Source organism: Baaleninema sp. (genome assembly GCF_049974805.1).
In the GTDB taxonomy this organism is placed as follows: domain Bacteria; phylum Cyanobacteriota; class Cyanobacteriia; order Cyanobacteriales; family Geitlerinemataceae; genus Baaleninema.
Genome location: NZ_JBNGCO010000052.1, coordinates 1 through 11,642, shown reverse-complemented (window position 1 = coordinate 11,642; position 11,642 = coordinate 1). Strand labels below are relative to the sequence as shown.

13 protein-coding genes and 1 tRNA gene are annotated in these 11,642 nt (G+C 53.9%); 12 read left to right on the top strand and 2 right to left on the bottom strand.

Annotated elements, in window-relative coordinates; genetic code table 11:
* Nucleotides 1-2: 2 nt before the first annotated feature.
* From ACP5D4_RS11700 to ACP5D4_RS11675, 6 genes are all read left to right on the top strand, one after another.
* Nucleotides 3-1,397, top strand: a complete 1,395-nt coding sequence (locus ACP5D4_RS11700) for a DUF2079 domain-containing protein (RefSeq protein ID WP_428011806.1) — start codon at nucleotides 3-5, stop codon at nucleotides 1,395-1,397.
* Nucleotides 1,398-1,510: 113 nt separating this feature from the next.
* Nucleotides 1,511-2,242, top strand: coding sequence for a RadC family protein (radC, locus tag ACP5D4_RS11695; protein WP_428011805.1), 732 nt, complete (start codon nucleotides 1,511-1,513; stop codon nucleotides 2,240-2,242).
* Between the two features lie 572 nt (nucleotides 2,243-2,814).
* Nucleotides 2,815-2,886, top strand: a tRNA-Val gene (locus ACP5D4_RS11690).
* Between the two features lie 94 nt (nucleotides 2,887-2,980).
* On the top strand, nucleotides 2,981-3,337 hold the full coding sequence (locus ACP5D4_RS11685; protein WP_026097479.1) for a HesB/IscA family protein: 357 nt from the start codon (nucleotides 2,981-2,983) through the stop codon (nucleotides 3,335-3,337).
* 141 nt (nucleotides 3,338-3,478) lie between these two features.
* Nucleotides 3,479-3,901, top strand: coding sequence for a tetratricopeptide repeat protein (locus ACP5D4_RS11680; RefSeq protein ID WP_428011804.1), 423 nt, complete (start codon nucleotides 3,479-3,481; stop codon nucleotides 3,899-3,901).
* 422 nt (nucleotides 3,902-4,323) lie between these two features.
* Nucleotides 4,324-4,515, top strand: coding sequence for a hypothetical protein (locus tag ACP5D4_RS11675; protein ID WP_428011803.1), 192 nt, complete (start codon nucleotides 4,324-4,326; stop codon nucleotides 4,513-4,515).
* A gap of 203 nt (nucleotides 4,516-4,718) precedes the next feature.
* Here the strand turns inward: ACP5D4_RS11675 and thyD are convergent, their stop codons facing one another.
* On the bottom strand, nucleotides 4,719-5,651 hold the full coding sequence (thyD, locus tag ACP5D4_RS11670; protein WP_428011802.1) for a thylakoid membrane protein ThyD: 933 nt from the start codon (nucleotides 5,649-5,651) through the stop codon (nucleotides 4,719-4,721).
* Nucleotides 5,652-5,854: 203 nt separating this feature from the next.
* On the opposite strand from thyD, the gene ACP5D4_RS11665 reads away from it, so the two are divergent.
* The 6 genes from ACP5D4_RS11665 to ACP5D4_RS11640 all read left to right on the top strand — a co-directional run bounded on the left by ACP5D4_RS11665 (nucleotide 5,855) and on the right by ACP5D4_RS11640 (nucleotide 11,146).
* Nucleotides 5,855-6,652, top strand: a complete 798-nt coding sequence (locus tag ACP5D4_RS11665) for a pseudouridine synthase (RefSeq protein WP_428011820.1) — start codon at nucleotides 5,855-5,857, stop codon at nucleotides 6,650-6,652.
* Nucleotides 6,649-7,485 carry a helix-turn-helix domain-containing protein gene (locus ACP5D4_RS11660; protein WP_428011801.1) on the top strand — a complete coding sequence of 279 codons (837 nt, stop codon included), beginning with the start codon at nucleotides 6,649-6,651 and terminating at the stop codon, nucleotides 7,483-7,485. Before ACP5D4_RS11665 ends, ACP5D4_RS11660 begins: the two co-directional genes overlap by 4 nt.
* A gap of 183 nt (nucleotides 7,486-7,668) precedes the next feature.
* Complete coding sequence (locus ACP5D4_RS11655; RefSeq protein WP_428011800.1) at nucleotides 7,669-8,547, top strand: Tic22 family protein; 879 nt, start codon at nucleotides 7,669-7,671, stop codon at nucleotides 8,545-8,547.
* Nucleotides 8,548-8,571: 24 nt separating this feature from the next.
* Entirely contained in the window at nucleotides 8,572-9,495 is a 924-nt protein-coding gene (gene prmC, locus ACP5D4_RS11650) for a peptide chain release factor N(5)-glutamine methyltransferase (protein WP_428011799.1), read from the top strand.
* A gap of 60 nt (nucleotides 9,496-9,555) precedes the next feature.
* Complete coding sequence (locus tag ACP5D4_RS11645) at nucleotides 9,556-10,143, top strand: L-threonylcarbamoyladenylate synthase (RefSeq protein WP_428011798.1); 588 nt, start codon at nucleotides 9,556-9,558, stop codon at nucleotides 10,141-10,143.
* Between the two features lie 85 nt (nucleotides 10,144-10,228).
* Complete coding sequence (locus ACP5D4_RS11640) at nucleotides 10,229-11,146, top strand: sensor histidine kinase (RefSeq protein WP_428011797.1); 918 nt, start codon at nucleotides 10,229-10,231, stop codon at nucleotides 11,144-11,146.
* Here ACP5D4_RS11640 and ACP5D4_RS11635 read toward each other — a convergent pair.
* Nucleotides 11,091-11,564, bottom strand: coding sequence for a GNAT family N-acetyltransferase (locus ACP5D4_RS11635; protein WP_428011796.1), 474 nt, complete (start codon nucleotides 11,562-11,564; stop codon nucleotides 11,091-11,093). The two genes, ACP5D4_RS11640 and ACP5D4_RS11635, sit on opposite strands and share 56 nt — an antisense overlap.
* Between the last annotated feature and the right edge of the window lie 78 nt (nucleotides 11,565-11,642).

Sequence of the window (11,642 nt, the reverse complement as noted above, 5' to 3'; positions counted from 1 at the left end):
AAATGCTGAAGTTGCGATCGCACTCCATCCCTCTCGTTTCCCTCCTCACTGTCGCCGTAGCGGTGGTGTTGTTCGCCTGTAGCAACTTCCGCCATACGATGTTTCGATCGACCGCGATGGATTTGGGATTTTTCGACCAAGCGGTATATCTCATCAGCCAAGGGGAATTTCCAGCGGTGTCCTTTTGGGGAGAACATTTCCTTGGAAATCACGCCGAATACAGTTTGTATTTACTGGCGGGACTTTACAAAATCTATCCCGATGCGCGGTGGCTGTTACTGGTTCAAGGGATTTCGCTGGCGTTGGGGGGGTGGTTCGTTTATCGATTGGCGCGTCAGCGGGAAATTGACGAGAACTCGGCGATAACTGTATCGATCGCCTATTGGTTGTATCCATTAGTTTTCAACGTTAACTTGTTCGATTTCCACCCGGAAGTCATGGCGATTCCGGCGATGTTGGCGGCGGTGGAACTGGCGAGGAAGGGTCGTTCTCTCCTCGGTTTTAGCCTCTGTATTGTCTTTATTCTGGGAACTAAAGCCGTGATGTCCCTGACGGTGGCGGCGATGGGAGTTTGGCTGTGGGGTGTCGAGAAGCGACGGAAAGCGGGTGCGATCACCTTATTCGGCGGACTGGCGTGGTTTGTCTTAGCGACACAGGTGGTTATTCCAATATTTCGTCCCGAAGGCGTCGAAGCGGTGTATCGGTATGCGTATCTCGGAAATTCGGTTCGAGAAATCCTGGTGAATCTGGTATTGAAACCGCAACTGTTTCTCGGACAGGTGTTTTCCTGGCAAAGTTTGAGTTATCTGTTAATGGTGGCGTTTCCCGTCGCGTGGGGATTGTCGCTGCGCCATCTCGCGCCGTTACTGGGTGGGTTTCCCATTTTGGCGATTAACATTTTAGCCGACCATCCGTTACAAACTACGTTGCGCCATCAGTACGCTTTACCGATTTTACCGTTTCTGTTTTTGACGGTTATCGAAACGGTCGCGCATCGCCAGGGATTGCGTCGAAAGGTGGTTTTAGCCTGGTCTTTGGCGGCGTTGTTGGTGTTGGGAAATCCCAATAAGTTAATTCGGGGATTTGAGGTGTTCGATACCTGGACGGCGACGCGAGAGGCGATCGCGCAAGTTCCCCCCGAGGCGAAAGTCTTGACGGACAATTTTCTCGCACCCCATTTAACCCATCGAAAAACCCTGTTGTTAATCGGATATCCCAGTCCGAAGGCGATCGATTTAGAAACACCAGATACCATCGTTCTCAACCTGCGATATCCCTGGATTCCCACGGCGGAAGTGGCGCGAGATTTAGCCAGCCATTTCAGCCGTCACCCAGAGTTTGAAACGGTCTATTCCCGCGACGAGGTGGTGGTATTTCGCCGTTTTTCCCAGGATTGACGGTCGATCGCTTCCGAAATTTCCGAAAAACTACGGAAATTCGATCGCTTATTCCCATTTTGGCAATTTCATCCGTTAAAATTGCCTGAAAATTGGGTTTTCGGGTGCGTTTCATGACCTACAACGTCAGAATTGCGGATTTACCCCCAACCGAACGACCTCGCGAACGGTTGATGACATACGGCGCGAAACATTTAGCCACGTCGGAATTGCTGGCGTTGCTGTTGGGAACTGGATGTAAAGTCCAGAAACTCTCAGCGGTGGGATTGGGACAGCAAATTCTGCGTCAACTGGGACAACACCAACGCGATCCTCTGGAGATTTTGCGAAACGTCTCGCCGCAAGAGTTGATGCAAATTCCCGGAATCGGCTTAGCCAAGGCGACAACCATTATTGCGGCGATCGAACTGGGAAAACGCGCTTTTCAAACCCGTCCGGCGGAACGTCGCATCGTCGAAGATCCCGCCACGGCGGTCGCTTGTCTGAGTCACGATTTAATGTGGCAAGAAACCGAACGCTTTGCGATTTTACTCCTCGACGTTCGCAATCGCATTTTGGGAACGCAACTGTTAACCATCGGAACGGCGATGGAAACCCTGGCCCATCCTCCCGATATTTTCCGCGAGGTCATTCGCCAAGGCGCCAACCGCGCGATCGTCTCTCACAACCACCCCAGCGGAAACGTCTCGCCGAGTCCGGAAGACATCGAACTGACGCGCCGCCTCCTCGAAATCTCCCAAATCCTCTCAATTCCCATTCTCGACCATTTGATTTTGGGAAACGGAAATTACGCCAGTTTGCGGAAAGAGACGACTTTGTGGGAAGAGTTGCCGCAGGAGGAGTGATGAGGGGATGATGAGGTGATGAGGTGAGGTGATGAGGTGAGGGGATAATGAGGTGATGATGAGGCGATGAGAAACTTTCAACTGTTGCGTTACCAGAAATTTTGGGTCTAAAGCCTCGCCCTTTCAGGGCGACTCTGCTATAAGGGAGAAACTGGAGCGGTATTCAACCCGTTTAAAAACCGAGCCTCTAATCGAGGCAACTGAACCTTGAAAACTAGAGTTAGTGGGTTCTGTTCGGGAAGGCTCGGGCAGGTAAAAGCTCTAAGCAACAAGTACAGAGAACCAATTTTTTCGCGGATTCTCAGGTACGGTAGGGCATACCGAAACCTCCTCTGCAATGGGGAAAACGCCTAGGGAGATAAACCCCTCTGGTATTCATTGGCAACGATGGATAGTAAGGGTTGTCAACGAACTAGGAATCCCAAACCGTGAGGTCTGGAGAATCGCCGCTCTTTTAAGGCGGCGAGTATGTCAAACCCGACCCAATCTCCCCCTCTCCCCATCTCCCCATCCCATCATCCCCTCATCGCCTCTTGCCATCTCGAAAAGGCTGTGTTAGAATAGGAATCTATGGGCGATTAGCACAGTGGTAGCGCACTTCCTTCACACGGAAGGGGTCACTGGTTCGAATCCAGTATCGCCCACTGAAATGAAAATTAAATAGCATTATGATGGGGTTGTGTTCGATCGCAACCCATCTTTATAAGAACTTTAACAGTACGGGAGTTTTACAGACTGATGACACAAACGACTCAAACTCCGCAAAAGGGTATCCAAATGACGGAAACTGCCCTGAAGCAAGTGATGATGCTGCGCCAACAGCAAGGAAGCGATTTGTGTTTGCGCGTCGGCGTGCGCCAAGGGGGATGTTCGGGGATGTCCTACACGATGGATTTTGAAGATCCCACGAATATCGGCGAACAAGATGAAGTTTACGATTACGAAGGGTTTCAAGTCGTTTGCGATCGCAAAAGCTTGTTATATCTCTACGGCTTAGTGCTCGATTACAATACCGCGTTAATCGGCGGCGGCTTCACCTTCACCAACCCCAACGCGACGCAGACTTGCGGTTGCGGTAGTTCGTTCTCGGCGTAATCCAGAACAACGAGGGTGAAAATCCCACGGTTCTCGGGAAATTTTCCAGTATTTTAAAAAGAGAGACGTTCTCAGCCGGGAACGTCTCTCTTTTTGTTGTAACGTTTTTCTGTATTGCAAACGACAGGAGTGTTCTCGACGATGAGTCAACAGATTGAATCGGATTTCGAGCAGGCGATCGCGCGGTATCAAAACGGCGAGTCGCCGAAGGCGTTGATTCCTACGTTTAAGGAAATTTGCGATCGCGCCTCGAAAAACAGCGCCGCCTGGACTTGTTTGGCGTGGCTGTACCTTCTCGACGATCGACCCAAATCCGCCTACAAAGCAGCGACGAAAGCTGTCAAACTTACCCCGGAAGATCCCCAGGCGCAGGTGAACTTGGCGCTGGCGATGTTGGATTGCGAAAAATCGGGGGTGCGATCGCATATCGATCACGCCATGGAAGTGATGATGGCCTCCTCGGAATTGCGCGAGGAAGTTCAGCGCAACATCGAAGATGGTTTGCAGCGAAAACCCGATTGGAAGAGTCTTCTGAGAGTGCGTCGCTGGCTGTTCGAGTCTTAGTCGAAACGCATTTTCGCGACCGATCGATGGAATTCGAGGGGGAATAATTACCTATTCGAGAGAATTCTTCGGATATTTTTCATCGAATTCGAGGGGGAATAATTACCTATTCGAGAGAATTCTTCGGATATTTTCCATCGAATTCGAGGGGGGAATAATTACCTATTGCCAACAATTTTTCGGGTATTTTCCTTAAATTTTAACCCCTCGAATCTTTGCCTATTTCGGCTCAAACCCCTCAATATCAGGGGGTTTGAGCCTCATAACGCAGAAACTTACTCCCCTCGATATTACGCATACTTCACAATTCCTAAAATAACTTCATAAAAAATCCACGAAGTGAATGATAAGATTTAGTGAAGTCAGACATTAACTATTTCGCATTTTAATTTTGTCAACTCTTTTATTGGAGAAGAAGCATCATGAGTAATAATACCAAAAACGTTTCCGTTAAACCAGAAACCCGCAATCACAAAGGCTTTTTTATTCAAGACGTGGAATATCAACTGATGGGCGTTGACGAGTCCGGTTGGGCGCTCATTTGCATCGACGATGTAAGCTGCCACTATGTCGATCCCGACAATCTCGAATCCCTGGAAGATCTCATCGATTAATCGCAGCGATCGCTTCAAAATCTTGGAATTGTCGGCTAGACTAACCCCTTAGTCTAGCTATTTTTTTGGGATTTCGATCGCCTTTGACAATCAGAGCTGGCGGCGGTGGGCATCGTTCGGGGAAGAGTGAAACGTGAAAACCCAAGCCACGGAATCCGCCCTCTCCCCTCTCTCTGTGTCCTCTGTGTCTCTGTGGTGAAAAACTATCGATCGAACTCTGCCAGCACCTCTTCCAAAGCAGGTTTGACCGTCGGATAGCGATACTCAAATCCTTCCGCCAAAGCCTGTTTCGGAAGCACTTGCTGGCCTTTCAACACCACCATCGCCCCTTCTCCGAGCAACAGTTCCAAGGCAAATTCCGGAACGGGCAACCAAGACGGGCGTCCCATCACTTCCCCCAACACCTGACATAACGTATTCATCCGAACTGGATTCGGAGCCGTGGCGTTATATACCCCCGAAAAAGAGGGATTGGACAGGGCTTCAACAATCAACCGCACCACATCGTCTCGGTGAACCCAGGATACCCACTGACGGCCGCTGCCGATGGGGCCGCCGACGAACAAGCGAAACGGCGTCAGCATTTTCCCCAAAGCGCCGCCGGGTCCCAAGACGATGCCGAAGCGCAACACGGCCACGCGAGTCCCCAAGGCTTTAACCTTCTGAGCTTCCGCTTCCCAAGTTTGACAGACCTGTGCCAAAAAATCGTTACCCGGCTGACTGCTTTCGTCGAAGGTGGCCGTTTCGCTCGTCCCGTAATAGCCCACCGCCGAAGCGTTGACGAAGACAGAGGGCTTGTCCGCCGCGCGTTCGATCGCTTCGGCCAGTTTGGCCGTGGTCACTCGACGGCTTTCGAGGATAGACTGTTTGTATTCCGGCGTCCAGCGGTTGTCGGCGATGGGCGTTCCCGCCAGATTGACGACCCCCGTACAGCCAGAAATCGACTCTTGCCACTCTCCCGACTGCATGGGATCGTAGCCGACGACCGAAACCTTGGGAAAGGCGGAATTGGGAAACAGGCGGCGTGCCTTTTCCGGACGGCGCGAGAGCACCAAAATTTCCGCCCCGTCTTGCTGTAATCGATCGACCAAACGACTGCCGACAAATCCCGTTGCACCTGCGATCGCGACCTTCACGAGCTACTCCTTTCCTGCTATTGCATCGTTTTCAATATTAATCGAAGGACGTTAGAGAGGCGATCGCCCTTCCAACTGGCAAATCCAGAAACCCAATCGCAGACTAAGTAAATTTGCGTGTAAGATTTGTGTAACGACTTAGGCGTTGCGTCAAAAAACGACCGCGCCTCAATTTGGCATTCAACGGTCGGGTGTGTTCGACAGTGGAAGAACGACTGCAAAAACTTTTATCTCGGTGGGGCATTGCCTCTCGCCGTCGCGCGGAAACCTTGATTCGCGACGGACGAGTCTGCGTAAACGGACAAACCGCCGAACTCGGAACCAAAGCTGACCCCGAGCGCGATCGCGTCCAACTCGACGGTCGCCTCGTCTCCCCGCAAAACCGCCCCGCTCCCCTCTACCTTCTGCTCAACAAACCCATCGGCGTGGTCAGTACTTGCGACGATCCTCAAGGTCGCACCATCGTACTCGACTTACTGCCCGACGCGATCGCCCAAGGTCAAGGTCTCCATCCCGTCGGTCGCCTCGACGCCGACTCCACCGGTGCCTTACTCTTAACCAACGACGGAGATCTCACCTTTCGTTTGACCCATCCCCGCTATCATATAGCCAAAACCTATCGGGTTTGGGTTCGCGGGTATCCCCCCGAATCCGCTCTAAAAGCTTGGCGGCGGGGCGTTCTCCTAGACGGACGCCCCACCTTGCCCGCTCGAGTCCGCGTCCTCAAACGCGACCACGCCAACGGTCGAACGCAGCTCGAAACCGTCTTGACCGAAGGGAGAAACCGACAGATCCGCCGAGTTGCCGAACAACTAGGGTATCCCGTCGAAGGCCTTCACCGCACGGCAATCGGCCCGGTACAGTTAAACGCCTCCGCTGAGGAAGTCCTTCCTCCCGGCGGCTATCGCGCCTTACAGCCCTCAGAACTCAAGGCTTTACGAACTCAACTCGACCTAAAATCAGTACTGGTGCGATCGAACCTCAAGGAGCATAGCGGATGAAGTTCTCGCGGATTCAGTTCAGAAAAAAAAAGAAAACCACCCGCAACCTCGCCCAAGTGCAAGCTGACACCCTCGCGGAAATGGGCAGCCACCTACGGCAGTTGCGACAGGATCGATCGCTCACGCTCGATTGGATTTCTCGTCAGACTCTTATTCCCTCGCGCCTGTTGAACGCCATCGAAGAAGGGAAACTCGAAAAACTGCCCGAACCCGTCTACATCCAAGGATTCGTGCGTCGCTTCGCCGATGTTCTCGGTCTCGACGGTATCGAATACGCCCGTCAGTTTCCCACAGGACTCGAACTCAAACCCCGCAGCCGAAGCTGGCGCGATTCCTCAGCCGCTCAACTGCGTCCGCTTCATCTGTATCTGCTCTATATTTCTATCGTCATCTTTTCGGTGCGGAGTATCGCCTCGGTCAACCAGCCGGCCGCCGTGGATAGGCCACCACCGACGAGCCTGCCCGCTCCCAGTCCCGACCCCGCACCCTCCCAAGCTCCAACCGCCACGCCGAACAAATCGAACGCTCGACCGGCCTCGTCGGCTTCCCAAAACCAACCCGTCCGCGTCGGCATTACCCTCACTGACGAGTCTTGGATTATGGTGGTGGCCGACGGCGAAACGGCATTTGAAGGGATTCTCTCGGAAGGAACCCATTCTTGGTCGGCTCGAGAAGAACTGACGGTGATGGCGGGAAACGCGGGAGGGGTCATGATTGCAGTCAACGGCAACGAAGCCCAACCGATGGGAGAACCCGGCAGCGTCGAAGAAGTGACCTTCGTGGCCGATTCTCGGGCGGCCACTTCTTCGGACACTAACCCTCAACCGAACTAAAGAGTGAAAGGAAAAACTCGGACTCGATCGTCTCAGTGGCTCGTTGACGCTTTTGAGAGTGTCCTGAAGTAGCCACATTTTTAAATGTAAAACTATACAATAAACTGACGCGATGACTCGGTTCGTCCGGCTGAGCTGTTCGAGTCTGTCACGCTGCCACTTTAGCCCCTATTAGGAGTTTTTATGAAATCGATCGTTCGTTGGCTCGCTGCCTTGGGTTTGATGGGAGGAACGCTCCTCGGCTCGCTGGTTCCTGCGATGCCCGCTGCCGCTCTGTCTGAAGAAGAAGTGTTGGAAAAACTGGCAACTATCCCCGTTTTCACCATTACAAATAACGACGGTGCGTTTTTCTTAGATGCCGTCCCCAACGCTCAAAACCAAAGCCAACCCCAACAGTTCGTGCGCGTGTTTTTCGATATCGACGATGCCAAACAAGCGGCTGAAGATATCGCGACTCAACGCCCAGACCTCGAAGACGATCTGCGAGTGACGCTCACGTCAATGGCAGATATTTACATGATGGAACAGGAATTTGAGAGCGAAGGCGCTAATGGCGAAACCGCCAACGGTGAAGATAGCGAATCTCTCGAATTTGCTTATATTCCCCCTCGAGAAGAAATGAACGCAGCGGTTTCGCTACTGCAAGAACAAGACCGAACGTCGGACTTATTGGAAGTCGAAGGGCAAAACGGCGAAACCGTTTATATTTTCCCAGGCGTTCCGTTGTTCGCCGCGACGGTAGGGACGGGAGAAAACCAACGGTATTTGAGCGTGCAACAGAACGGGGAAGCTTACGTGCCGCTGTTTTTCGATCGAGACGACCTTAACAACGCCATTCAACAGGCTAACCTCAGCGAACCCGTCGATACGCAGGTGTTGCAACTCGAAAGTTTGCTCGATCGAATGACGGTCGAAGACGCCAACGATGCGGCTTACGAACAATTGGTGTTGATTCCCACCCGCGAATCGGCGCGGTTGATGGAAAACGTGATTCAGGAAATGCAGCAACGCTCGGGTGAGGGGACGCCCGTAGACCCGCCCGCCGCTACGCCGGAAAACTAAACGGAAATTTCTGGGAAATTCGAGATGTCCGGTTTGTCTGTGTCCCCTCCAACGCCGATTCCTATCCTCGGACGCCAGTTATGGGGGTGGCGATCGCAAGCTCGCGATCGCGCCCTCGACGTGGGGATCGATCCCCAAGAAGTCGATTGGCTGTTGCAACGACTCGGCGGGATCGATCGCTTAACTCTACGCTTGGCTGGACGACAACTGCCCGAAACCTTCACCCTCGACTGTTCCCTCGACGACCTCGATCGCCTCTGGACTCGTCGCTGGCGCGATCGCGTCCCCTTACAGTACCTCGTGGGAACCGTTCCCTGGCGACATTTCAACTTGCTGGTGTCTCCCGCCGTTCTCATCCCTCGCCCGGAAACTGAAGCCATTATCGATATCGCTCGGGAGGCAGCCGAGGTCAAGAGCGGCGGAATTTGGGTCGATTTAGGCACGGGAAGCGGGGCGATCGCATTGGGTCTCGCTGAAGCCTTTTTAGATGCCTCTATCGTCGCAGTAGACGCCAGTGAAGAGGCTCTCGCAGTCGCCCGAGCCAACGCCGAACGCTGTGGCTTGGTCGATCGCCTGCGTTGGTGTCACGGCAGTTGGTTCGAGCCGTTACAGTCGTTGAAAGGGAAAGTACGCGGTTTGGTTTCCAACCCCCCTTACATCCCCAGCGACGAGGTGTTAGAACTCCAACCGGAAGTGACCCGCCACGAACCCCACCTCGCCCTCGACGGCGGAACTGACGGATTGGACGCCCTGCGCCATCTCGCCGACACTGCGCCGGACTACTTGGCAGACGGTGGTATTTGGCTCGTCGAACATATGGCGGGACAGTCGGAGGCGGTGCGGGACTTGTTACAACGTCGTGGCTGTTATCGAAACGTCCGTGCGATCGCCGATTTCGCGGGGATCGATCGATTCGTCTTGGCCGATTTCGACGCTAACCTTGGTTAAGATCGAAAAATTGCCAACGTTGTCGATCGAGACGCGATCGCGTCGATATTGCTCCCAACTATGACCTTGGTTTCCTTCGATGCCCTGGTAGAGGGCCTGCGTTCGGGCCGAATTGCCAGCTTTCCCACCGATACCGTTCCCGCCCTGGCCGTGCGTCCGGAAGGGTCGGCCGACCTGTTCGCTCTCAAACAGCGCCAAGCCACCAAACCCCTAATTCTCATGGGGTCTCGCGCCGAAGACCTCTGGCCTTACGTAGCGGGAACTGACGCGGAACGGCAACAGTGGGACGCCTGGGTTCGCCAACACTGGCCTGGTGCGCTGACCCTGGTTTTACCCGCCGGCCCCAAGTTGCCGCCCCAAATGAACCCCACCGACCCCACCACCATCGGCGTGCGGGTGCCCGACTGCGACATCGCCCGTCGGGTGTTGGCCGCCACCGGGCCTCTGGCCACCACCAGCGCCAACCGTTCCGGAGAACCCCCGTTGACGGAAGCCGCAGATATCGATGCCGCTTTCGAGGAGGTTCTGGTTCTGTCGCCGAAGGCCTACGCGCCCCTATCCGCCTCGGGTTTACCCTCGACCGTGGTCAAATGGACGGGGGAAAACTGGCAGGTACTCCGACAGGGATCGGTACAGTTGTCCCCGTAGAGCCGGAGTAAAGTGGAAGAGACGCGATCGCCTGTCGGTCAGGTCGCATCTCCTCACGTCCGAGACGGCATTCTCAACAAAGCCTATGAAACGCAAATTTGCTTCCCATCCCGATCGAGACGCTCCCCTGACGCCAGAGGATCTAGACGGGATTGAAGATCGAGATTTGCGACATCGCGTCGCGGCGCTAGTGGAACGCTGTAACGACCTCGAACGCAGCAACGAGGAACTCAGCCGCGACGTGAAACATCTGCAATTGAACTATCGCCTCGCGGTGGCACTGGGTCAGTTTAAAGCCGGGTTTCTCTCGCGGATTTCCCACGAACTGCGATCGCCCCTGAACGGGTTGATCGGCACTCACCAACTGATTTTGGCCGACCTCTGCGACAATCCTGATGAAGAGCGGGATTTTTTGAGTAAAGCTCACGAGTCCGCCCTCAAAATGGTCTCGATGCTCGATACCATTCTCAAAGTGGCTCGGGCCGAACAGGGACGCGCTCCCCTCAGTCTCGACTCGGTGCGAGTGTCGGATTTGTTTGAAGAAGTTTACGAATTACTGCACCTGGAAGCGGCTAACCACAACCACGATTTTCAGATCGAAATGCCCGATCCCGAAGTTCGGGTTTCGGCGGATTGGAAACTGTTGTTACAGCTATTGGTGCGCAGCATCGAAACGGTGTTCGATCGCTTGGAGTACGGCAGCCTGCGCCTGTCGGCCGCCGCCGACGATCGAACGGTCAAAATTTGGCTCGATTCCCCCTGTCCTTACCAGGAATGGAAAGAACCTATCGATACGATGCGATCGCCCCGGCCGGAATTCGATCCCCGTGTCGGACTTCCCCAGCTTTCCTGGGGCTTGACTTTTGCCATCGATCGGGCATTGCTCGATTTGATGCGAGGGGATTTGGAAATTCTCGACCCCCCCGCCGACGGTCAAGCTGACTGGCTTACTCGACTTCAATATTCGCTCCCACGGGAACCTCCGACGTCGGAAATTGACTGACGAGGGGCTGGTTGTGCAGCACCATCGTCGTCGTGGAATTTTCCTCGAAACCGATGCGTTCGTAAAAGCGTTGTTGGTAGGTGGTCATTAGATACACCCGTTCGACGCGGTTGACGCGAGGGTGACTCAGTACTGTTTCCACTAATTTACGACCGATGCCAAATCCTTGATATTCGGGATGAACCACCACGTCCCAAATCGTGGCGCGGTAAATTCCGTCAGAGGTGGCGCGGGCAAATCCTGTTAATCGATCGCGATCCCATACGGTGATGACGGGTTCGCTGTTGGCGATCGCGATTTCTAAGTCTTCGATACGGCGTTCGGCTGCCCAAAACGCAGCCAGATCGAATAAGGCTTTGACGTCGGAAACGTTAATTTCGGATTTGCGATCGCAATAGCGAATGTGACGGCAATCCATTGATTCAAACCTCTCCTAAACCTTTGACATACTCCCCAGCTATCACGGCGTGGGGATTCTCCAGACCGTTCGGCTGAC